The following is a 20,994-nucleotide window of genomic DNA, read 5'->3' as shown; positions in this document are numbered from 1 at the left end:
ACAGGAGAAACCATGTCCCTCTTCATCGATTTTCATGCCATCCAGGCCGTCCCGCCGTCGAACATCAACCGCGATGAGGACGGCAGTCCCAAATCCACTGTGTTCGGCGGCACCCGACGTGCACGCGTCTCGAGTCAGGCGTGGAAGCGTGCGATGCGACACGACTTCGACAGTCACCTCGACCAGACCGAACTCGGCGTACGGACTCTCCGAATGATCGATCAGATCGCTGCCCGCATCACCGACCGCGACCCGTCCATCGTCGGCGAAGCCGCCGAGAAGCTCGCGGTCGATGTGCTCACTGCCAGCGGTATCAAGGTCGAGAAAGTGAAGCCCCGCAAGTCGGACCCCGACCAGACCGAGTACTCGAAGACCGGCGCTCTCCTATTCCTCAGCAATCCGCAGATCGACGCACTCGCCGACCTCGCCGACGCTCCCGACGTCAACGTCGACGCCGCCGCACAGGTGGCGCACGCCATCGGCACCCACACCGTCGTTCCCGAATTCGACTACTTCACCGCCGTCGACGACAAGCAGTCCGAAGACAACGCGGGTGCCGGGATGATCGGCACCGTCGAGTTCAACACGGCCACCCTGTACCGCTACGCCACGGTGAATGTCTCGCTCCTACAGGAGAATCTGGGCTCCGCTGACGCTTCCGCACGAGGAGTAGAAGCCTTCGCTCGTGCCTTCATCCGGTCGATGCCGACCGGCAAGCGCAACACTTTCGCCAATAAGACCCTGCCGTCGTTCGTGCTCGCAACGGTCCGCACCGACGAGCCGATCAATTTCGCTGCGGCATTCGAAGAAGCGGTTGAGCCCGTACAGGCGCAGCATCGTCCCGCGCGGGCCGCCGGAACGGACCCGGTCAAGCTCGAGGGAAGCCTGACACAGCGGTCGATCACTGCGCTGGTCGACGAGGCCCAGCGCGTCTACGAATCCTTCGACGCCGCGCCCGAGTCGGCGTACGTCCTGTCGACCAAGTACGTCGACGGACTCGACGACTTCGCGCAGGCGGTGTCGATCAGCGAGTTGGTGTCCGCGCTCGGCGACAAGGTCCGCGACCAGTTGGACAGCCGACAGTGAGCACGCTGCTTCTGGAACTCGCCGGGCCGCAGCAATCGTGGGGTGACTCGAGCCGGTTCACTCAACGGCAGACGAGACCGGAGCCGACCAAGAGCGGGGTGGTCGGACTGTTCGCTGCGGCACTCGGTCGGCGCCGCACCGACCCCATCGAAGATCTGGCCGCCCTGACCTTCGGAGTCCGGACCGACCAGCCCGGCCGGCTCGAGCGCGACTTCCAAACCGAGATCGATTGGCGGAACGGCAAGTCGAGGCCTCTGACGCATCGCTACTACCTCGCCGACGCACGATTCCTCGCCGCTGTCGAAGGTCCGCGTGAATTGCTCGACGGTCTGGCGGAGAGTCTGCGCCATCCGACGTTTCCGCTCTACCTCGGCCGGAGGGCCTTTCCCCCCGCAGGGCCATTGCGCGGTCGGATCGTCGAGGCTTCAGTGAAGGAGGCGCTTGCGACGGCGCCGTGGGTGGCAAGCGCTCGCCACCGCCGGCTTCAGGGTGCAACGGTTCATCTGCCGGTCGTCCGCGACGCCGGTCCGGGAGACGATGTCGCGGAGTCGGTCCGCGACTACCCCGTCAGCTTCGACCCCGAGCACCGCCGCTACGAGTGGCGTGACGTGGTTCATGATCTGGTGCCCGTCGACAATCCCGATTCTCAGCGTCCGGCGTCGCATCCGGACTGGCTGGCCGCACTAGGAGGCAGCTGAATGTACATGTCTCGAATCGCCCTCAATCATCGGCGACGTGGAGCTGTGAAGCTCCTCGGCAGTCGACACGCAATGCACGCGGCTGTGATGTCCGCGTTCGCGCCAGGGACCACCACGGAGTCGGCGGAGGGGCGCGTCCTGTGGCGTGTGGATCGGCGCGATGACGCGGTAGACCTGCTGATCGTCAGTCCGTCGGAACCCTGCTTAGTACACATCGGCGAGCAGGCGGGGTGGACCACCGGATCACCGTGGGCCACACGCGACTACACGACCTTTCTGGAGTCGTTGTCCGCAGGAGAGGAGTACGTGTTCAGGCTGACCGCCAACCCGACTCACCGAATGACCGCCGACGACGGGCGGAAACAGATCGTCGGACACGTCACCTCGGCGTATCAGCGACAGTGGTTCACAGAGCGCGCCGAGCGCCACGGCTTCGAACTCGTCGCGAGCGCCGGCGACGACGTCGAAGACCCTCGGGAGGAGCTGGTAGTGAGCGAACGCGACACCGCAGTCTTCCGACGCGGCCAACGGCAGGTGACCCTGGTGACCGCCTCGTTCGAAGGACGTCTGCGCGTCGCCGACGCGGACCTGCTCCGCCGAGCACTCACTCACGGCATCGGACGCGCCAAAGGCTACGGCTGCGGGCTCATGACCTTGCTGCCGGCGAGCTGACATGGATATCCCCGGCGTTCGCCCGTCGCGGCCGAGTGAACTCGTTCGCGTGCAGGATCGACTCTCGTTCGTGTACGTCGAGCGCGCGACCATCGGCCGCGACGACAGCGCCATTACCGCGACCGACGATGCCGGCGTCATCCACATCCCGGCAGCATCGCTTGGCGCGCTGCTACTCGGGCCGGGGACTCGCGTCACCCATCAAGCGATGCTGCTGCTCGCCGACAGTGGGTCGACTGCTGTCTGGGTCGGTGAGCGCGGCGTTCGCTACTACGCGCATGGACGTCCACTCGGGCGAACCACCCGCCTGCTGGACGCGCAGGCGCGGGCCGTGACCAATACACGGTCACGGGTGGCCGTGGCGCGGGCGATGTACGAAATGCGATTTCCCGACGACGACGTGTCCGAATGCTCGATGCAGCAGCTGCGGGGGCGTGAAGGCGCGCGGGTGCGAGGTCTGTACCGGACCCATTCCGATCGCACCGGCGTCGAGTGGAATCGCCGAGATTACAAGCCGGACGACTTCGCGAGTTCCGACGTGATCAACCAGGCGCTGTCAGCGGCTCACTCGTGTCTCTACGGAATCGTGCACTCGGTGGTGGTCGCTCTCGGTTGCAGTCCGGGTCTGGGCTTCGTCCACACCGGTCACGACCGCTCGTTCGTTTACGACATCGCCGACCTCTACAAGGCTGACATCACGATTCCGGTGGCGTTCGACGTCGCCGAGACCATCGAGCGTGAGGATCTTCCGGAGGACGACGTCGGCGGCATCACTCGACGGGCGGTACGCGACGCGGTGAAGTCCGGAGCGATTCTCACGCGCTGTGTGCGCGACATCCACACCCTGTTGCTTCCCGGAGACGATCGCGGCGATGCACGGGAGGATTACGCCGACGTCATCGAATTGTGGGATGACCGGCAGGGGAATGTCGTCGGCGGCACCAACTTCGCGCCCGAGGATATGGAACCGCCGTGGTAGTCGTCGTGCTCACGAGTTGCCCGCCGAAGCTGCGCGGTCATCTGACGCGGTGGTTGCTCGAGGTGAGTGCGGGGGTATACGTCGGTCACGTGCCCGCGCGAGTCAGGGACCTCTTGTGGTCGCAGATCATCGAGTACGTGAGCAACGGCAAGGCCATCATGGTGCACAGTTCAGATGGAGAACAACGGCTTGCGTTCAGAACTCACCTCCATGAATGGGAGCCCGTCGACCTGGATGGAATCACCCTGATCCGCCGCCCGACCGACAATGCGACCACGCGCGGCCGCGTCCGCAAAGGATGGAGCACAGCGTCGCAGATGCGGCGGCGTCGACGCGGGTAGACGCACATCAGCGCTCCGCGCGCATTCCGCAGCACGACCGCGCAAAGTGATTCCAGAACAACTTCTCGAGTTACGTAGTCGCTGTTCAAGAAGTGTGCTCCCCGCGCGAGCGGGGATGGTCCCAAGGGACAGATGACACCGCTGGTGATGGGGACGTGCTCCCCGCGCGAGCGGGGATGGTCCCTCCCGTAGTGCTGCACGTGGATACGGTCCCCGGTGCTCCCCGCGCGAGCGGGGATGGTCCATCCGGAAGACCGGAGGCGCGAGCAAACAGCTTCGTGCTCCCCGCGCGAGCGGGGATGGTCCGGGCCAGGCCCCGGAATGCCCGGGGGCCTGGCCGTGCTCCCCGCGCGAGCGGGGATGGTCCCGTTGCCCGCGCATCAGTCTGGTGATCTCATCCGTGCTCCCCGCGCGAGCGGGGATGGTCCTGGGATGCGGACCATGCCAAGTGGGAGAAGTCGGTGCTCCCCGCGCGAGCGGGGATGGTCCGGCGTACGACGCCAAGATCGCCGCTCTGTCCGCGTGCTCCCCGCGCGAGCGGGGATGGTCCCTGAAAGCAGTGCCCGCATCCATCGGCTTCGCGGTGCTCCCCGCGCGAGCGGGGATGGTCCCGGCAGCGTCATAGATATGCCTCCAAATCGTCTGTGCTCCCCGCGCGAGCGGGGATGGTCCCGGCATGGAGCTGCCCGCCGGGTCATACGTGCTGTGCTCCCCGCGCGAGCGGGGATGGTCCGTGTGGACCGTGCTGGTCCGCACTACCTCCTACGTGCTCCCCGCGCGAGCGGGGATGGTCCTGCTCACGCCCATACAGGGTCTCTGTGGGTCGGTGCTCCCCGCGCGAGCGGGGATGGTCCGACGAGCGGATCGACACGTCTCGTCCCGATGGTGTGCTCCCCGCGCGAGCGGGGATGGTCCCTCACCGATCTGCGCCGCCGGCACCCCGGCTTTGTGCTCCCCGCGCGAGCGGGGATGGTCCCTCCCAGCCGACGTTCGCCAGCCGCGTGCTCGGGTGCTCCCCGCGCGAGCGGGGATGGTCCCGTCGCCGACGTCGAACTGACAGTCTCACCGAAGTGCTCCCCGCGCGAGCGGGGATGGTCCCCTCGGTCCTCCCCAGCCGGCCACCGATCCCCGGTGCTCCCCGCGCGAGCGGGGATGGTCCCTCGGGCTGTCGGTCACGCGGTACTGGCAGAGGGTGCTCCCCGCGCGAGCGGGGATGGTCCGGTGGCACGCACCGACTGCGGCAGCGGGAACAGGTGCTCCCCGCGCGAGCGGGGATGGTCCCACGGACGACTGGCAGACATGGTCGACGGGCAAGTGCTCCCCGCGCGAGCGGGGATGGTCCCTGGGTCGCCGTCGCATTGACGGCAGTCCTCATGTGCTCCCCGCGCGAGCGGGGATGGTCCCGCCGCATGATCATGCAACACCGGCCTCCATTCGTGCTCCCCGCGCGAGCGGGGATGGTCCTGTGTCGTCGGTTGGTACGCCGAAGATCACCACGTGCTCCCCGCGCGAGCGGGGATGGTCCTTCGAATCGGCGTGCGCCGCCTGCACCTTCATCGTGCTCCCCGCGCGAGCGGGGATGGTCCCGGCGTCAGGCGTCGTTCGGTGCGGCGTGGCTTGTGCTCCCCGCGCGAGCGGGGATGGTCCTTGCCCGCGGTGCCTCCCGACGCGAGCGGCGTCGTGCTCCCCGCGCGAGCGGGGATGGTCCCGAATCATGAGGTCGATGCGCGCCAACCGCGAGGTGCTCCCCGCGCGAGCGGGGATGGTCCCCGTGGACGGCCCGCTCGATTGGATCAGACCGGGTGCTCCCCGCGCGAGCGGGGATGGTCCCAAGCTCGCGCCGACTGCGAGCAAGTACACCGCGTGCTCCCCGCGCGAGCGGGGATGGTCCCGACAGCATCCGGTGGATCCGGCGGTTCCACCAGTGCTCCCCGCGCGAGCGGGGATGGTCCCTCCCATGCGTCGGACGTAGACATGTAGGGCTGGTGCTCCCCGCGCGAGCGGGGATGGTCCCTTCAGCAGCGCTCGCCGAGGTCGGTTCGAGCAGTGCTCCCCGCGCGAGCGGGGATGGTCCCGCCCCCGGAGGCTTTTCTGGCGTACCTACTGCGTGCTCCCCGCGCGAGCGGGGATGGTCCCCGCGTCGAGCGATCCTCCGCATCGGCATGTTGGTGCTCCCCACGCGAGCGGGGATGGTCCCGGGGCCAGGTCACTATCGGTGCGGTCGATCCAGTGCTCCCCGCGCGAGCGGGATGGTCCCATCTGCAGGTAGTCGTTCTTCTGGACCCCGTGCGTGCTCCCCGCGCGAGCGGGGATGGTCCCGTCAGAGCGGCACCGTGACGCCACGTCGACTCGGTCGCGAACTCCTCGATGTCCGCCCGACGAGGATGGTCCACCCGCCACCCCACCCGTTTTCGTTCCCGCGCCACGCTCCCGCCCAGCCCGCAATAGGTATCTGTGCCACCCGCCAAATACCCTTGACCCTGTGACGCACCTTTCCTCCGACACCGAAGGCCGCCGCTCGCGCTGGTCGCTGACCATCGCCGACCTGGCTCAGGCCGCCGTCTTCGCCGCGCTCATCGCGGTCCTCGGCCTCCCCGGGCAGATCAATCTCGCAGGCGGAGTCCCGATCACGCTGCAGACGCTCGGCGTGATGCTGGCGGGGGCGGTACTCGGACCGAAGAAGGGCACGCTCGCGGTCGTCATCTTCATGGTGCTGGCCATCGCCGGGCTGCCGATCCTGGCGGGCGGACGCACCGGCATGGTGGCGCTCGGCTCCCCGACCGCAGGCTACTTCGTCGGCTTCCTGCCCGCGGTGATCGTGATCGGCCTGCTCACCGCGCTGATGATGCCGAAGTACAACATCGTGGCCGGCATCGTGATCAACCTCTTCGGCGGCGTCCTGATCATCTACGCGTGCGGCATCGTGGGCCTGCTCCTGCGCACCGACATGTCGCTGGGCGCGGCCATCGCCACCAACGGATCCTTCGTCGCCGGCGACGTGCTCAAGGCGCTCGTGACCGCTCTCGTCGCGGCCCCCGTGCATCGCGGCCGTCCCGGTCTCATCGCGCCGCTGCGGCCGTCGTTCCTCCGCCGTGCCTGAGCCCGCCCCGTCGTCGATCGTCTTCGACGGCGTCGAGCACGCCTTCGGCGACCGCGTGGTACTGCGCGGAGTGGACCTGGCCATCTCGCAACGCCGCGTCGGCATCGTCGGCGCCAATGGCAGCGGCAAGTCGACGCTGGCACGGATGATCAACGGGCTCGTCCTCCCCGACCGCGGGACGGTCACGGTCAACGGGCTCGACGTCCGCAAGAACAAGCGCAGGGTCCGGCGCGACGTCGGCTTCATCTTCTCCGATCCGGACCGGCAGATCATCATGCCGACCGTGGCCGAGGACATCGAGCTCTCGCTCTCGCGCATCGTCTCCGACAAGGCCCAGCGTCGCGCCCGGGCGCGCGAGGTACTCGCCGACTTCGGCCTCGACGGCCACGCCGACCAGCCCGCGCATCAGCTCTCCGGCGGCCAGAAGCAACTGCTCGCGCTCGCCGCAGTGATGGTGGTCGGACCGACCATTCTGGTGGCCGACGAGCCCACCACCATGCTCGACCTCCGCAACGCGCTCATGCTCCGGAGAGTGTTCGCCGACCTCGCAGAACAGCTGATCGTACTGACGCACGACCTCGACATGCTCGACGACTTCGACCGCGTGCTCGTCCTCGACGACGGCCGGGTGGTGGCCGACGACGAACCGGCCCCCGCACTCGCCTTCTACCGCGACCTGATGAGCCGATGATCGGCGTCTACGTCCCCGGCCGCTCCCTGCTGCACCGGCTCCCGGCGGGGTTCAAGATCGTCGCGCTGATGGCGTCGATCATCACGCTCGCCGTGGTGGTCCGAACACCGATCGCCGCCGGGATCGCCCTGGCGGTCACGGTCGCGACGTTCGCCCTCGCCTGGATTCCGCCCCGCCACGCTTGGTCGCAGGTCAAGGGCGTGGTCTGGGTACTGGCGGCGCTCTTCGTCTTCCAGTGGATCATCACCGACGCCGCGCGAGCCTTCGTGGTGTGCGCGGTCCTGCTCGCCTCGGTGGGGCTGGCCGCCGTCGTCACACTCACCACCCGGACCACCGACATGCTCGACGCGATCATCACCGGCCTCTCGCCGTTGCGCCGGCTCGGCGTGCGGACCGACCTCATCGCCATGGCGTTCGCGCTCACCATCCGCAGCATCCCACTGATCGCCGAAGTGCTCGCCCAGGTGGACGAGGCGCGTCGCGCCCGCGGACTGCGCGCCGGCCCGCGCGTTCTCCTGGCACCGACGGTGCTCGCCGCCCTGCAGACGGCCGACGGCTTCGCCGAGACCCTCGCCGCACGCGGAATGGACTGACGAGCAGCCCTTCCCCGATCTGTCGGTCACCGCGGTCTGTTAGCCTTCAATCAGACGGCTTGACGACTTCAAGGAGGATGCGGTGGACCCCTTCCCGCACCTGTCGCGCGCCCTCTTCGCCCACTCGGTGTACTTCCTCACCGATCACTGTCAGTAGGGCTCATCGCACCGTGCCGTCCCGTTCTCAAGGTCGGCACCTGAGCACCGGATCCAGGCCATCAGTGTCTGCAAACCGACCCTCACGGACCCATTTCGCAAAGGAAAAGTCATGTCTCCCACCATTTTCGACGACGTCACCGCTCTCATGGGCCGCACCCCGCTGGTGCGCCTCAACCGCATCACCGACGGCATGGACGCCACGATCCTGGCCAAGCTGGAGTATTACAACCCCACCAACTCCGTGAAAGACCGCATCGGCGTGGCGATCGTCGACGCCGCCGAAGCCTCCGGAGAACTGCCCGCGGGCGGCACGATCATCGAGGCCACCAGCGGCAACACCGGCATCGCACTGGCGATGGTCGGCGCGGCGCGCGGCTACAATGTCGTCCTGACGATGCCCGAGTCGATGTCGAAGGAGCGCCGCGCCCTGCTCCGCGCCTTCGGCGCCGAACTCGTCCTGACCCCGGCCGCCGAAGGCATGGCCGGCGCCGTCAACGCCGCGGAGAAGATCGCCGCCGAGCGCCGCGGTTCGGTCCTCGCCCGCCAGTTCGCCAACGAGGCCAACGCCGAGATCCACCGTCGCACCACCGCCGAGGAGATCTGGAACGACACCGACGGCGCGGTCGACGCCGTGGTGGCCGGCATCGGCACCGGCGGCACGATCACCGGTATCGGCCAGGTCATCAAGAAGCGCAAGCCCGAGATCAAGATCTACGCCGTCGAACCCGCCGAGTCGCCCATCCTCAACGGCGGCGCGCCCGGACCGCACAAGATCCAGGGCCTGGGCGCCAACTTCGTCCCCGAGGTACTCGACACCACCGTGTACGACGAGGTCATCGACGTCGACGTCGACACCGCCGTGAAGTGGGCCCGCCGGGCGGCCACCGAGGAGGGCCTGCTCGTCGGCATCTCGTCCGGTGCCGCGCTGGCCGCCGCCGTCGACGTCGCCAAGCGTCCGGAGCTCAAGGGCAAGACCATCGTCGTCGTGCTCCCCGACTTCGGCGAGCGCTACCTGTCGACGCTGCTCTTCGAAGGGCTGGTCGACTGATGTCCGAGCCGGTTCCGCTACTGCGCCTGCTGCGCGAAGATCTGCGCGTCGCGCAGGAGCGGGATCCGGCGGCCCGGTCGATGATCGAGGTCGCACTCGCCTACCCGGGAGTCCATGCACTCTGGTTCCACCGGGTGGCTCACCGACTGTGGAACTCCGGCGGGGCGGCGCGTCTACCCGCGCGCCTGCTCTCGCAGTTGGGCCGGTTCGTCACGGGCATCGAGATCCATCCCGGCGCGAGGCTCGGCCGCCGCATGTTCATCGACCACGGCATGGGTGTGGTGATCGGCGAGACCGCCGAGGTCGGCGAGGACGTCGTGATGTTCCACGGATCCACCCTCGGCGGCGTCAGCATGTCGAAGGGCAAACGTCATCCCACCGTCGGCGACCGCGTGCTGATCGGCGCCGGCGCCAAGGTCCTCGGTCCCATCACGCTCGGTGACGACGCGAAGATCGGCGCCAATGCCGTTGTGGTGCACGATGTTCCGGCCGGATTCGTCGCAGTGGGCGTCGCCGCGACGACACGGGCGGCCGGCGCACCGGTGCACGACCCGTACGCCGACCCGGCGATCTACATCTGATTCTTCCTGCTCAAACGCTTATGCCGTTCTCCGTGACCCGATTCGAGTCACGGAGAACGGCATAAGCGTTCAGATCGGTCAGGCCTTCTCCACCGGGGTGATCGGCAAGCGCAGCGCGCCGGGCGCGTCCGCCGGAACCACCGGCGCCTTCGGCGCCACCGGGGTCAGCCGCCGGTAGGCGTCGCCCTGCGCGGGACGCGGGTCGGCCTCACCCTTGTTCGGCCACAGGGAGATCGCACGCTCGGCCTGCGCGCAGATCGACAGCGACGGGTTCACGCCGAGGTTCGCGGTGATCGCCGCGCCGTCGGTGATGTGCAGCGTCGGGTAGTTCCAGACGCGGTGGTAGGGGTCGATGACGCCGGTGGCCGGGTCGTCGGAGATGACGCATCCGCCGAGGTAGTGCGCGGTGAGCGGCATGTTGAAGATGTCGCCCCAGGTGCCGCCCGCCAGTCCGCCGGGCAGCTTGGCCGCGATCCGGCGGGTCGCCTCGTTACCCTCCGGAATCCAAGTCGGATTCGGCTCGCCGATGCCCTGCTTGCTCGTCACGTACTTGAACGGACCGCGCTTGCGGACGAAGGTCGTCAGCGAGTTGTTGTTGTTCTGCATCACGAGCGCGATTACCGTCCGCTCGCTCCACTTGCGGACGAAGAACAGCCGCAGCAGCATCAGCGGGTTGGTGACGGCGTTCTTGAGAAACTGGCCGAGTCGGTTGGGGACGCTGCCACCGTCGGTGAGCAGCGTCTGCAGGTAGGCCATCGCGTTGCTGCCCTTGCCGTACCGCACCGGCTCGATGTGAGTGTTGGACGTGGGGTGGAACGACGAGGTGATCGCGACGCCCTCGGTGAAGTCGCGGCTCGAATCGTACGACCGCGCCTGCGCTCCGAGGATGGATTCGGAATTGGTGCGTGTCAGCACGCCCATCGCGTCCGAGAGCCTCGGCAGGGTCGAGCCCTTGGCGCGATGCATGATCTTCTGCGTATTGAACGTGCCCGCGGCGACGATCACCTGGTCGGCGGTGAACTGCCGCCGCCGGGCGCCGAACGGGCCCCAGGACGACGACCCGTGCGCCGACACCAGCCATGAGCCGTCGGCCCGCTGCTCCAGGCGATCGACGGTGGTCCGGTCGATGATCGTCGCGCCGTTCCGCTCGGCCAGACCGAGGTAGTTCTTCATCAGCGTGTTCTTGGCGCCGACGCGGCAGCCGGTCATGCACGCGCCGCACTCGGTGCAGGCGGTGCGTTCGGGACCCGCGCCGCCGAAGTAGGGGTCGGGCACCGTCTCACCCGGGGCGCCCTCGCCGCCGGTCTTGGCTCCGAAGAAGACGCCGACCGGGGTGGAGGTGAAGGTGTCGCCGACCCCCATCTCGTCGGCCACCTCCTTCATGATGCGGTCCGAGTTGGTGAACGTCGGGTTGGTCACCACACCGAGCATCCGGCGAGCCTGCTCGTAATGGGGCGTCAGCTCCGATTCCCAGTCAGTGATGTGGTTCCACTGGGGATCGGTGAAGAACGGTGTGGGCGGCTTGTAGAGCGTGTTGGCGTAGTTCAGCGATCCGCCGCCGACGCCGGCGCCGGCGAGAACCATGACGTCCTTGAGCATGTGGACGCGCTGGATGCCCATCAAACCGAACTTCGGCGCCCAGACGAATCGGTTGAGACGCCAACTCGTCTTGGCGAACTGGTCGTCCTCGAAGCGGCGACCGGCTTCGACGATGCCGACGCGATATCCCTTCTCGATGAGGCGGAGCGCACTGACGCTGCCGCCGAATCCGGAACCGATGATGAGGACGTCGAAATCAGTCTGCGCCATAGCCGACCATACTAATGATCATTGTCTCATTATCGAAAGCCAGTGTAGGCTACGCTAACTCCTGGTCTCGGTGAATCCGAGCACGGTCGGCGTGACGAAACGAGCGATCACTGCGCGCTCTCGCTCCGGCGACCCCTCTGGCACCGCGAGCAGCGACACGATCACCCGGACCACCCATCGCGCCGCCTCTCCCCCTTCCTCACCGCCGGTGCCGAGGAAGGCCGTCGCCACCGTCTCGATGAACTCCGACGACAGCGCCAGTTCACCGGCCACTCCCGCACCCGCCGCGGTGAACCAGGCGGCCAGCGCGGGATCCCGGCGGACCTCCGTCAGCGCCACGACGATCGACTCGGTCAGCCGGTCCGCAGGCTCCGGTCGGCCGGAGACGGTCTCGGCCACCACGGCGCCGATACGGCGAGCGACCCGTTCGATGTACGCCAGCTGCAACTGGCGCCGGCCGTCGAAATAGCGGTACAGGGTCGCCCGGGAACACCCCACCGCGGCGGCGATGTCCCCCATGGAGGCGTTGGCCCCCTTCGTGGCGAACACCTCGCCCGCGATCTCGAGGATCGCGTCCTGTACGGCGGGCCGCCGGGTGCCGCGCATCCAATCCGCCCCGCGCACTCGGAGATCCTGATCGTCGGTCATGCCGAGAACGGTACCGAGACCGGTCGCCGCACATAGTTTCCGGACGCCCATTCGATTCCGTCGACGTCGACGTGGAAGTCCGGGCACCGCGCGAGCAGTTCTTCGAGCGCCACCCGCGCCTGCATCCGTGCGGCGGCGGCGCCGAGGCAGTGGTGGGATCCGTGGCTGAAGGTGAGGATGTTCGCGGGGTCGCGGCGGACGTCCAGGTCGGCGGCGTCCTCGCCGTACACGCGTTCGTCACGGTTGGCCGACGCGTAGCAGAGCAGCACCTTGCGGCCCGCCGGGATCGTCACCCCCTCGACCTCGACGTCGCGCGTCGCCGTACGGGCCAGCCCCTGCACCGGCGAGGTCAGCCGCAGCAGTTCGTTGACGGCCGACGGCAGCAGCTCGGGTTCCCGCCGAAGAATCGCACGCTGATCCGGATGCATGGTCAGCAGCGCCGACGAGCCGCCCAGCATGCCGGTGGTCGTGTCGTTTCCGCCGGCGACCATTGTGAAGGCGAACGCCAGCACCGACAGGACGCCCGACTGGTCCGCCGGGTCGTCGGTCAGGCCGGCGGCCACCAGATGCGACACCGTGTCGTCGCCGGGACTGCGCTTGCGGAATTCGATGAGGTCGGCGAAGTACGCCATCAGCCCCATCACCGCCTCTGACGCCGATTCGACGGCCGAGGCCATGTCGGCGCCCGGGTTGGCCGCGACGATCGCGTCGGTCCACGCGTCGAACTGTCCGCGATCGGACTCCGGCACGCCGAGGTAGTGGGCGACGACCATGCTCGGCAGCGGTTTGAACAGGTCCGCGGCGATGTCTCCGCCGCCGCGGGAGGCAAGGTCGTCGAGCCGCTCGATCACGAACTCGCGAACCTCGGGCTCCAACGTCGTCACCTGTCTCGGCGTGAAGCCGCGCGCCACGAGGCGACGGAAGGCGGTGTGCCGCGGCGGATCCTGCATCACCATCGGCGGGTTGTCCTGCAGGCCGATGCTCTCCAGTTCGCCGTACGCCACGGTCAATCCGCGCGCCGAGGAGAAGGTCTCCCAGTCCCGCGCGGCGGCCATCACGTCGGCATGGCGAGTGAGGACGTAGTAGTCCGCCGCCGGATCCCCCTCGGGCACCACGTGATGGACAGGGTCGCGGTCGCGCAGGAGCGCGTACATCTCGAACGGATCGCGCCAGGACGGACCCGACCGCAAGGTGAACTCCGGAGACAGATCGTTCTTCATGTCCCAACTATGAGACAGTTCACACATATTGTCAACGACGGACGATGCCTCCGCCTCCCGCCCGCGTCAGCGTGACGGGTTCGTCGCCGCCCCGTCGAGCCACAGCGTGTCGCCGGCATCGCGGTGCGGGCCGGACGTCCCGACGTGTTTCGCGCTGATCTTCGGCCCCTTGGTGATGACGTGGACCAGCGCCATGCCGTGTCCACGGCCGAGCCCGTACTCGTCCTTCAGCCATTCGAGAATCGGCCCGGCCTTGGTGCCCGGGCCGAAACCGCGTTCGGCTGCCTGCTCGACGAGTTCGCGTGGGGTGTGCCCGGTCTTGATCTCGATGGTGTCGAGGTATGCCTGGAATGACATGACGGTTCTCCTGTCGTCGGATGCTGTCACCAGTATTGACAGCCGCCGGCACCGAAACTGATCGGTATCAGCCCGAAACGACTCAGGACGGTTCACGACCATGTCGCAGACCAAGAGAGCCGAGACCCCGGTACTCCGGGGTCTCGGCTCACCGAGTGGGCGACGCCTGGCGTCGCGAGGTCAGGCTCGGACCGAGAGGCCGACCTTCTGGAACTCCTTGAGATCGGAGTAACCCGCCTTCGCCATGGACCGGCGGAGGCCGCCGACCAGGTTCAGCAGGCCGTCCGGATCGTCGGACGGTCCGTTCAGCACGGTCTCGAGGGAAGGCCGCTCCTCGTCGATCGCCACCTGCAGCAACGCACCGCGCGGAGTGTCGGGGTGCGCCGCAGCCGACGGCCAGAACCAGCCGCGGCCCGGAGCGGTGTCGGCGGCGGCGAGCGGTGTGCCCAGCACCGCGGCGTCGGCACCGCACGCGATCGCCTTGGCGAGGTCGCCCGAAGTGTGGATGTCGCCGTCGGCGATCACGTGCACATAGCGTCCACCGGTCTCGTCGAGGTAGTCGCGACGGGCCGCGGCCGCGTCGGCGATCGCGGTCGCCATCGGGACCCCGATGCCGAGGACCTCACCGGTCGTGGTGGATCCCTCCGTGGAGCCGTATCCGACGATGACGCCCGCGGCGCCGGTACGCATCAGATGCAGTGCCGTGCGGTGGTCGTGCACGCCTCCGGCGATCACCGGGATGTCGAGGTCGGAGATGAAGGTCTTCAGGTTGAGCGGTTCGGCGACGAGTCCGTCCTCGTGGCCGCGGTCGACCAGCACCACGTGCTCGGCGGAGATGATCGTGCCATGCACCACCAGAATCTCGGCGCCCGCCTTGATCAGCGCGGGTGTCAGTTCGGGGGCGTGCTGGGGGCTCACCCGGACCGCCGTGGTGACACCGGCCTCCCGCACTCGGGCGACGGCCTGCGACAGCAGGTCGAGGTTGATCGGGGCGCGATGGAGCTCCTGCAGGCGACGGATCGCCGCGGACGGGTCCGGATTCTTCTCCGCGATCTCGACCAGCTCGGCGATCTTGTCCTCGACGTGCTCGTGGCGGGCCCAGAGGCCTTCGCCGTTCAGCACGCCGAGCGCACCGAGCTTCCCCATCGCGATGGCCGACTCCGGCGAGCCGAGCGCATCGGTCGGATGGTTCAGGATCGGCGATTCGAAGCGGTATGCATCGATCTGCCATGCGGTCGAGACGTTCTTCGACGACCGCGTCCGCCGGGACGGGATGATCGAGATGTCTTCCAGTTCGTACGTTCGGCGAGCCGTCCGGCCCATGCCGAATTCGACGAGGTCACGCACCATTGCGCCTTTCTAGTGGAAACTCAGGCGAGCGGGCTGCGGCGGTCGCGCCGCAAACCGGCTCAGCGTGCATAGTAGTTGGGCGCCTCGGCGGTGAGGGTGATGTCATGCGGGTGCGACTCCTTGAGACCCGCCGCGGTGATCTGCACGAACTGCGCGTTCTGCAGGTCGGCGATGGTCTGCGACCCCGTGTAGCCCATGGCCGCGCGGAGGCCGCCGGTGAGCTGATGGATCACCTGTGACAGCGGTCCGCGGAACGGCACCCGACCTTCGATGCCCTCGGGGACCAGCTTGTCCTCGGCGAGCACGTCGTCCTGGAAGTAGCGGTCCTTGGAGTACGACTTGCCCTGGCCACGCCCCTGCATCGCACCCAGCGAGCCCATGCCGCGGTAGCTCTTGAACTGCTTGCCGTTGACGAGGATCAACTCACCCGGCGACTCCTCGGTACCCGCCAACAGCGAGCCGAGCATGGCGGTCGAGGCACCGGCGGCCAGCGCCTTGGCGACATCGCCCGAGTACTGCAGACCGCCGTCGGCGATCACCGGGACATCGGCCGCCTTGCACGCGGCGACGGCCTCGAGGATCGCGGTGATCTGGGGCGCGCCGACGCCCGCGACGACGCGGGTGGTGCAGATGGAGCCGGGGCCGACGCCGACCTTGACCGCGTCGACGCCCGCGTCGATGAGCGCCTGCGCACCCGACCGAGTCGCGACGTTGCCGCCGATCAGCTGGACGCGGCCGCCGACCTCCGCCTTGAGCTTGGCGATCATCTCGAGCACCCCGCGCGAGTGGCCGTGGGCGCTGTCGACCACGAGCACGTCGACGCCGACCTCGGCGAGGGCGAGCGCGCGATTCCACGCCTCGTCGCCCGCTCCGACGGCCGCGCCCACCAGCAGCCGGCCGTCGGCGTCCTTGGTGGCGTCGGGGTGCTGCTCGGTCTTCACGAAGTCCTTGACCGTGATCAGTCCGGTCAGCTTGCCGTTGCCGTCGACGATCGGCAGTTTCTCGATCTTGTGCCTGCGCAGCAGACCGAGCGCCGCCTCGGCGGAGACGCCCTCGGACGCGGTGATCAGCGGCGCGGGAGTCATCACCTCGGACACCGGCCGGGTCTCGTCGGCCTCGAAGCGCATGTCGCGGTTGGTGATGATGCCGACCAGATCGCCGGACGCGTCGACGACGGGCAGACCCGAGATCCGGTACCGCGCACACATCGCGTCGACCTCGGCGAGCGTGTTGGTCGGCAGACAGGTGACCGGGTTGGTGACCATGCCCGCTTCCGAGCGCTTCACGGTCTCGACGGCGGCGGCCTGCGCCTCGATCGAGAGGTTGCGGTGCAGCACGCCCATACCGCCGGCGCGCGCCATCGCGATCGCCATCCGGGCCTCGGTGACGGTGTCCATCGCCGAACTGACGAGCGGGACCCGGAGGGTAATCTCCCGGGTCAGCCTGGACGAGGTGTCCACGGCGTTCGGGACGACATCCGACGCCGCCGGGAGCAGCAGTACGTCGTCGAAGGTGAGGCCGAGCATTGCGACCTTGTCGGGATCATCTCCACCAGTGCGAACCTGCGTCATCTGCACATCGTATCCGCTGTGGATTGAGGAAGCCTGTCCGCCCGGTTATCGGCTACGGTGGAGGACGTGCATGACCAGTTCCCCGGACTCCCGCCGGACCCCTTCGCCGATGACCCGAACGACCCTGCGTCGGCCCTGGACGCGCTCGACCCGGGAATCCCTCTTGACGAGGGTGAACGCACCGCGGTGGAAGAGGATCTCGCCGACCTCGATGTGTACGAACGCCTCCTCGCGCCGCGCGGTGTGCGGGGCCTGGTAGTGATGTGCGAGGACTGTCGCGAAGATCACTACCACGACTGGGACATGTTGCGCTCCAATCTGCGCCAATTGCTCGTGGACGGCACGGTCCGACCGCACGAGCCCGCGGTGGATCCCGAGCCCGACGACTACGTCACCTGGGATTACTGCCGCGGGTACGCCGACGCCTCACTGCGCTATCACGAACGCTACTGATCCGCAGGGGAACGAACTCCGGACACACGAGAGGGACCGTGATCGTCGATCACGGTCCCTCTCGCTGTTCGGACTACCTCGCGGCCCCTCGGGTCAGCGGATGCTCTCCGACGGCGCGGTGGTCGTCACCGACGCCGACGCCGTCGCCGACGACGTGGTGGTCGTCGGCTTGTCCGTGTCCGTCTTGCTCGTGGACGGTTCCTGCGTGGTCGACGGCGCGGTGCTCGGGCTGCTCGAACCGCTGGAGGAGCCCGGCGGCTTCAGCATCACGGTCGGGTCCGGGACGTCGGGGCTGGTGGCGGAGGTCGGCAACGGCAGCGACGGCAGGGACGACAGCGGCGGAATCAGCGCACTCGGGTCCTGCCTGCGCACGTCCTCGATCAGGCTGCGCAGTTGATCGGCCTCGGACTTGTCCTTGAGCGGGCCGATGTCCTTCTCGGCCTTCGCGATCAATTCGCGGGCCTTGACGGTGTCGCCCGCGGCGAGCGCCTTCTTGGCCTCGGCGATGTTCTGCTCCGCGTTCATCCGCGACTGCGTCTGCTGCGCCTGCTCGGAGAACACCACCTGCTTCACCGACCACAGCGGATCGCCGGGCTGCGATCCCTCCGACAGCACGAGCAGGCCGGCACCGGCGACCGCCAGGATGGCGGCGGCACCCGAGACCACCCGGAGCCTGCGCGCCAGTCCGCCGCGACGCTCCCGCTCGTTGGCCCGAGCGATGGCCGTCTCGATGTCGGCGATCGTCGGCGTGCTCGGAACCGGCCCGGCCAACGACTCCGCGCGCCACTGCGCGAGCAGACCGGCGAGCCGGTACTCGGCGTCGTCGCCGATCCGGGCGGCCCTGCCTGCCGCGAGATCGTCGATGAATTCGTCGTCGTGGTGCACCGCGCCCACGTCGATGGGACCGGTAGGCATTTCGTCCTCCGTCATCGACGTTCACCTCCTGGGGTCATGAGTTTCTTGAGCTTGGTGAGCGCCCGATGCTGTGCCACTCGCACCGCTCCCGGGCTGCTGCCGACCATGTCCGCGGTCTCCTCAGCGGAGAGACCGACGACGAGCCGAAGCACCAGAATCTCGCGTTGCTTCTCGGGAAGGGTGCCGAGAAGATCTCGCATCTGCCTCGAGGCATCTGATTCGAGGGCAGCCTGTTCCGGCCCGTTCGAGAAGTCGAGCGAGTCGGGGACGTCTTCTACCGGATCTGACTTCACGCGGGCCGCCGAACGCATCGCGTCGGCGACCTTGTGCGAGGCGATGCCATATACGAACGCCATGAAGGGACGCCCCTGGTCTTCGTACCGGGGCAACGCCGTCATCACCGCCATCAACACCTCCTGAGCCACGTCGTCAGCGGAGAACAAGTGTCGTTCTCCGGCACCGATTCGTCCTCGGCAGTAGCGCAGGACTGGTTCCCGCACACTGTCGAGCACTGAGGTCAGCGCAGCGCGGTCACCATCGGCCGCCGCACGGACCGCCTGGCCCAACGCATCACCTGTAAGTTTCATCGCCGCTTAGGTGCCCGGGTGTTACGCATTCGGGAGACTACTGACCGCGGTGCGCCGTGTGGTTCGCCTAGATCAGTCATCAATCAAGCGTACCGAGCCGCGTGCGCCGAACCCGCCAAGGGCGCGAAGCCCATGCCCAGGCCGATGAGTTTCTCCTGGATGGCGGCCGCCGCCCGGCTCTGCTCGTTCCGGTCGGCGGCGAACGAGGCGAGCATGCTGCGTGCTGCCCACTCCAGCGGCGCCAGTCCGGCCGCCGCGCAGTCGCCTGCGACGTTCCGTGCAGTCTGCGCCGCCGCCTCGACCCGGCCCGAGGCCGCGTCGGCGGCAGCGGCGATCAGTGCGGTCTTGAGCCGATGGCGCACCGACGGTGCCCCGGCGGACAACTCGAGCGCCCGCGCCGCGAGGTCCGCGGCGTCGGACCGGCCGGTGTACAGGGCCAGTTCGGTACGCACCCACGCCAGGCGCAGTGCCGGACGGCCGTCGAGCACCCAGTTCCCGCGGGCCGCCGTCGATACTGTGCCCGCCGATTCTGCCGCCGCGCGTTCCAGGAGCCGGGCCGAGCCGGCGAAGTCGCCGATCCCCAACCCGTCCGCGGCCAGCCCGACGAGGGCGTCCACTCGAGCGACGGCGGCCCAGCGGCTCTCCTCCGCTCCCGCGCTCACCGCGACGCGCAGTGCCGCACCGTCATCGGCTCGCGCGTACCCGTGACCCCCGGCCTGCCGCGTGAGCGACGCGCGAGTCGCCAGTGCCAGTGCGGTGACCCCGGCGCCGGTGGCCGGATCGGCGAGCAGGTCGGCGATCAGCGCACGCGCCGCGGCGGCCCTGCCGAGCGCTCCGAGCCGAACCGCACGCGCCCAGCGATCGCCCCCCGGCGGACAGTCCGGCGGTGCGTCGACGCCGAATGCGTCGTTCCACTGATCCGACATTCGCAATTCACCTTTCACTACCGGCGCCTGCGCGCAGAATGAAGATTTCATTTCGACTAACAAAAGATGATCACGTGGAAGCAGAATTGCCGCAGTCGACAACTCCCGTTATCTCCGACGTAACCTTCGTACGATTGCAGTCCATCCTCCCACCGAGGCGCCGCGCCGTTCGACCGGCCCAGCGCCTCCGCCCTCGATCAACAAAATCGCAGGTAAAGGGCGACATAGAGTCGGAGTATCCGTCGCCCGCCGAGACCGCCATGGTCCCCGTCACGTCACCGGGCGTTCACTTGTTCGCTTTTAATCGCAGTGATTCGAGACCGGAGAACGAGTTGACTCGCTTTTCCGGACGCACATACCGTGAGCGTCGTAGGTAAGAGCGTTTCTCATTCAGGAGCGAAGATTGACGACCACAATCGACAGACTGCCCGGCCCCAACTCCGACTTCTGGGACTGGCAGATGCAAGGCAGATGCCGAGGGCTCGAATCGTCGGTCTTCTTTCACCCCGAGGGTGAGCGCGGCCAGGCGCGGATGCAGCGCGAACGGCGTGCCAAGCAGGTCTGCGCCGACTGCCCCGTGCTGCAGCAGTGCCGTGCGCACGCCCTGCGTGTGGACGAGCCGTACGGGATCTGGGGCGGCCTCACCGAGTCGGAGCGGAATCTGATGCGGCGACGCAATCCCCGGCGCCTGGCCGGCTGAGCGTCCCGGAGCGCCGGTCCCTGTACGAGGCCCCGAACGCCCCGGACATCGAGCCTCAGACAGCGATCAGCCCCGGTTGAGATCGGACTCAACCGGGGCTGATCTGTGTCTGTCCGCCGACTGGCGTCAGCCGACCACCGCGAGGATGTCGCGGGCCGACAGGATCAGGTATTCCTGACCTGCGTACTTGATCTCGGTGCCGCCGTACTTGCTGTAGATGACGACGTCGCCTTCCTTGACGTCGACCGGGATACGGTTGCCCTGATCGGTGACGCGGCCTTCGCCGACAGCGATGACCTTGCCCTCCTGCGGCTTCTCCTTGGCCGAATCCGGGATGACCAGGCCGGAAGCAGTGGTGGTCTCAGCCTCGACGGCCTGAACGAGGATCTTGTCCTCAAGCGGCTTGATGTTCACGCTCGCCACGATGTCAGTTCCTTTTCCTTCATGTAACTGATGGGAAGTTCGCGGCACCGGGTCGCTTTGCCACGTCGTCGCGGGTGCCGCGGCGCT

22 protein-coding genes and 1 CRISPR repeat array are annotated in these 20,994 nt (G+C 68.0%); of the genes, 12 read left to right on the top strand and 10 right to left on the bottom strand.

What is annotated here, in order from left to right; genetic code table 11:
- Positions 1-12 precede the first annotated feature (12 nt).
- The 10 genes from GSI01S_RS13790 (at position 13) to cysE (ending at position 9,948) form a co-directional block, all read left to right on the top strand.
- Positions 13-1,086 (top strand): type I-E CRISPR-associated protein Cas7/Cse4/CasC, encoded by a 1,074-nt coding sequence (locus GSI01S_RS13790; protein WP_006897195.1) that lies wholly within the window; start codon positions 13-15, stop codon positions 1,084-1,086.
- On the top strand, positions 1,083-1,784 hold the full coding sequence (gene cas5e, locus GSI01S_RS13785; RefSeq protein WP_006897194.1) for a type I-E CRISPR-associated protein Cas5/CasD: 702 nt from the start codon (positions 1,083-1,085) through the stop codon (positions 1,782-1,784). The genes GSI01S_RS13790 and cas5e overlap by 4 nt, the downstream gene beginning before the upstream one ends.
- A complete protein-coding gene (cas6e, locus tag GSI01S_RS13780) occupies positions 1,785-2,456 on the top strand; it encodes a type I-E CRISPR-associated protein Cas6/Cse3/CasE (RefSeq protein WP_006897193.1) in 672 nt (223 codons plus the stop codon).
- 1 nt (position 2,457) lies between these two features.
- Complete coding sequence (gene cas1e / locus GSI01S_RS13775) at positions 2,458-3,435, top strand: type I-E CRISPR-associated endonuclease Cas1e (RefSeq protein WP_006897192.1); 978 nt, start codon at positions 2,458-2,460, stop codon at positions 3,433-3,435.
- Positions 3,429-3,776 carry a type I-E CRISPR-associated endoribonuclease Cas2e gene (gene cas2e / locus GSI01S_RS13770; protein ID WP_006897191.1) on the top strand — a complete coding sequence of 116 codons (348 nt, stop codon included), beginning with the start codon at positions 3,429-3,431 and terminating at the stop codon, positions 3,774-3,776. Before cas1e ends, cas2e begins: the two co-directional genes overlap by 7 nt.
- 94 nt (positions 3,777-3,870) lie before the next feature.
- Positions 3,871-5,973: a CRISPR direct-repeat array (repeat unit 29 nt; unit sequence GTGCTCCCCGCGCGAGCGGGGATGGTCCC).
- Between the two features lie 285 nt (positions 5,974-6,258).
- The gene (locus GSI01S_RS13765) at positions 6,259-6,876 is read left to right on the top strand and encodes a biotin transporter BioY (protein ID WP_006897190.1); all 618 of its coding nucleotides are present in this window, start codon (positions 6,259-6,261) and stop codon (positions 6,874-6,876) included.
- The gene (locus GSI01S_RS13760) at positions 6,869-7,567 is read left to right on the top strand and encodes an energy-coupling factor ABC transporter ATP-binding protein (RefSeq protein WP_006897189.1); all 699 of its coding nucleotides are present in this window, start codon (positions 6,869-6,871) and stop codon (positions 7,565-7,567) included. Before GSI01S_RS13765 ends, GSI01S_RS13760 begins: the two co-directional genes overlap by 8 nt.
- Positions 7,564-8,160 carry an energy-coupling factor transporter transmembrane component T family protein gene (locus GSI01S_RS13755; RefSeq protein ID WP_006897188.1) on the top strand — a complete coding sequence of 199 codons (597 nt, stop codon included), beginning with the start codon at positions 7,564-7,566 and terminating at the stop codon, positions 8,158-8,160. The genes GSI01S_RS13760 and GSI01S_RS13755 overlap by 4 nt, the downstream gene beginning before the upstream one ends.
- 268 nt (positions 8,161-8,428) lie before the next feature.
- The gene (cysK, locus tag GSI01S_RS13750) at positions 8,429-9,367 is read left to right on the top strand and encodes a cysteine synthase A (RefSeq protein ID WP_006897187.1); all 939 of its coding nucleotides are present in this window, start codon (positions 8,429-8,431) and stop codon (positions 9,365-9,367) included.
- Complete coding sequence (gene cysE / locus GSI01S_RS13745) at positions 9,367-9,948, top strand: serine O-acetyltransferase (protein WP_006897186.1); 582 nt, start codon at positions 9,367-9,369, stop codon at positions 9,946-9,948. The genes cysK and cysE overlap by 1 nt, the downstream gene beginning before the upstream one ends.
- A gap of 78 nt (positions 9,949-10,026) precedes the next feature.
- Here the strand turns inward: cysE and GSI01S_RS13740 are convergent, their stop codons facing one another.
- The 6 genes from GSI01S_RS13740 to guaB all read right to left on the bottom strand — a co-directional run bounded on the left by GSI01S_RS13740 (position 10,027) and on the right by guaB (position 16,903).
- Positions 10,027-11,757, bottom strand: coding sequence for a GMC family oxidoreductase N-terminal domain-containing protein (locus GSI01S_RS13740; RefSeq protein ID WP_006897185.1), 1,731 nt, complete (start codon positions 11,755-11,757; stop codon positions 10,027-10,029).
- Between the two features lie 54 nt (positions 11,758-11,811).
- Complete coding sequence (locus GSI01S_RS13735) at positions 11,812-12,405, bottom strand: TetR/AcrR family transcriptional regulator (protein ID WP_039867721.1); 594 nt, start codon at positions 12,403-12,405, stop codon at positions 11,812-11,814.
- Positions 12,402-13,625 (bottom strand): cytochrome P450, encoded by a 1,224-nt coding sequence (locus tag GSI01S_RS13730; RefSeq protein ID WP_039867720.1) that lies wholly within the window; start codon positions 13,623-13,625, stop codon positions 12,402-12,404. Before GSI01S_RS13730 ends, GSI01S_RS13735 begins: the two co-directional genes overlap by 4 nt.
- Positions 13,626-13,691: 66 nt before the next feature.
- Positions 13,692-13,982 (bottom strand): DUF4287 domain-containing protein, encoded by a 291-nt coding sequence (locus tag GSI01S_RS13725; RefSeq protein ID WP_006897182.1) that lies wholly within the window; start codon positions 13,980-13,982, stop codon positions 13,692-13,694.
- Between the two features lie 180 nt (positions 13,983-14,162).
- Positions 14,163-15,329 carry a GuaB3 family IMP dehydrogenase-related protein gene (locus tag GSI01S_RS13720; protein WP_039867727.1) on the bottom strand — a complete coding sequence of 389 codons (1,167 nt, stop codon included), beginning with the start codon at positions 15,327-15,329 and terminating at the stop codon, positions 14,163-14,165.
- Positions 15,330-15,391: 62 nt separating this feature from the next.
- The gene (gene guaB, locus GSI01S_RS13715; RefSeq protein ID WP_006897180.1) at positions 15,392-16,903 is read right to left on the bottom strand and encodes an IMP dehydrogenase; all 1,512 of its coding nucleotides are present in this window, start codon (positions 16,901-16,903) and stop codon (positions 15,392-15,394) included.
- A 66-nt stretch (positions 16,904-16,969) separates the two neighbouring features.
- Here guaB and GSI01S_RS13710 point away from each other — a divergent pair, with 66 nt between their 5' ends.
- Positions 16,970-17,356 carry a DUF5319 domain-containing protein gene (locus GSI01S_RS13710; protein ID WP_039867726.1) on the top strand — a complete coding sequence of 129 codons (387 nt, stop codon included), beginning with the start codon at positions 16,970-16,972 and terminating at the stop codon, positions 17,354-17,356.
- A gap of 93 nt (positions 17,357-17,449) precedes the next feature.
- On the opposite strand, the gene GSI01S_RS13705 is transcribed toward GSI01S_RS13710, so the two are convergent.
- From GSI01S_RS13705 to GSI01S_RS13695, 3 genes are all read right to left on the bottom strand, one after another.
- Positions 17,450-18,286 carry an anti-sigma-D factor RsdA gene (locus tag GSI01S_RS13705; protein WP_006897178.1) on the bottom strand — a complete coding sequence of 279 codons (837 nt, stop codon included), beginning with the start codon at positions 18,284-18,286 and terminating at the stop codon, positions 17,450-17,452.
- Positions 18,283-18,858 carry a sigma-70 family RNA polymerase sigma factor gene (locus GSI01S_RS13700; protein ID WP_006897177.1) on the bottom strand — a complete coding sequence of 192 codons (576 nt, stop codon included), beginning with the start codon at positions 18,856-18,858 and terminating at the stop codon, positions 18,283-18,285. Before GSI01S_RS13700 ends, GSI01S_RS13705 begins: the two co-directional genes overlap by 4 nt.
- A gap of 83 nt (positions 18,859-18,941) precedes the next feature.
- Positions 18,942-19,784: a hypothetical protein gene (locus GSI01S_RS13695; protein WP_006897176.1), complete on the bottom strand. Its 843-nt coding sequence runs from the start codon at positions 19,782-19,784 to the stop codon at positions 18,942-18,944.
- A 460-nt stretch (positions 19,785-20,244) separates the two neighbouring features.
- Here GSI01S_RS13695 and GSI01S_RS13690 point away from each other — a divergent pair, with 460 nt between their 5' ends.
- The gene (locus GSI01S_RS13690; RefSeq protein WP_045540292.1) at positions 20,245-20,484 is read left to right on the top strand and encodes a WhiB family transcriptional regulator; all 240 of its coding nucleotides are present in this window, start codon (positions 20,245-20,247) and stop codon (positions 20,482-20,484) included.
- Positions 20,485-20,610: 126 nt separating this feature from the next.
- Here GSI01S_RS13690 and groES read toward each other — a convergent pair whose 3' ends face one another.
- On the bottom strand, positions 20,611-20,907 hold the full coding sequence (gene groES / locus GSI01S_RS13685; RefSeq protein WP_006897174.1) for a co-chaperone GroES: 297 nt from the start codon (positions 20,905-20,907) through the stop codon (positions 20,611-20,613).
- Between the last annotated feature and the right edge of the window lie 87 nt (positions 20,908-20,994).

Source organism: Gordonia sihwensis NBRC 108236, from assembly GCF_000333035.1.
Taxonomy (GTDB): domain Bacteria; phylum Actinomycetota; class Actinomycetes; order Mycobacteriales; family Mycobacteriaceae; genus Gordonia; species Gordonia sihwensis.
This window is presented reverse-complemented; position numbering and strand designations above follow the sequence as displayed.

Coding starts and splice junctions, on each gene's coding strand:
- GSI01S_RS13790 (WP_006897195.1), top strand. CDS start 13: ATGTCCCTCTTCATCGATTTTCATGCCATCCAGGCCGTCCCGCCGTCG.
- cas6e (WP_006897193.1), top strand. CDS start 1,785: ATGTACATGTCTCGAATCGCCCTCAATCATCGGCGACGTGGAGCTGTG.
- cas1e (WP_006897192.1), top strand. CDS start 2,458: ATGGATATCCCCGGCGTTCGCCCGTCGCGGCCGAGTGAACTCGTTCGC.
- GSI01S_RS13755 (WP_006897188.1), top strand. CDS start 7,564: ATGATCGGCGTCTACGTCCCCGGCCGCTCCCTGCTGCACCGGCTCCCG.
- cysK (WP_006897187.1), top strand. CDS start 8,429: ATGTCTCCCACCATTTTCGACGACGTCACCGCTCTCATGGGCCGCACC.
- cysE (WP_006897186.1), top strand. CDS start 9,367: ATGTCCGAGCCGGTTCCGCTACTGCGCCTGCTGCGCGAAGATCTGCGC.
- GSI01S_RS13740 (WP_006897185.1), bottom strand. CDS start 11,757: ATGGCGCAGACTGATTTCGACGTCCTCATCATCGGTTCCGGATTCGGC.
- GSI01S_RS13735 (WP_039867721.1), bottom strand. CDS start 12,405: ATGACCGACGATCAGGATCTCCGAGTGCGCGGGGCGGATTGGATGCGC.
- GSI01S_RS13730 (WP_039867720.1), bottom strand. CDS start 13,625: ATGAAGAACGATCTGTCTCCGGAGTTCACCTTGCGGTCGGGTCCGTCC.
- GSI01S_RS13725 (WP_006897182.1), bottom strand. CDS start 13,982: ATGTCATTCCAGGCATACCTCGACACCATCGAGATCAAGACCGGGCAC.
- guaB (WP_006897180.1), bottom strand. CDS start 16,903: ATGACGCAGGTTCGCACTGGTGGAGATGATCCCGACAAGGTCGCAATG.
- GSI01S_RS13705 (WP_006897178.1), bottom strand. CDS start 18,286: ATGACGGAGGACGAAATGCCTACCGGTCCCATCGACGTGGGCGCGGTG.
- GSI01S_RS13700 (WP_006897177.1), bottom strand. CDS start 18,858: ATGAAACTTACAGGTGATGCGTTGGGCCAGGCGGTCCGTGCGGCGGCC.
- GSI01S_RS13695 (WP_006897176.1), bottom strand. CDS start 19,784: ATGTCGGATCAGTGGAACGACGCATTCGGCGTCGACGCACCGCCGGAC.
- GSI01S_RS13690 (WP_045540292.1), top strand. CDS start 20,245: ATGCAAGGCAGATGCCGAGGGCTCGAATCGTCGGTCTTCTTTCACCCC.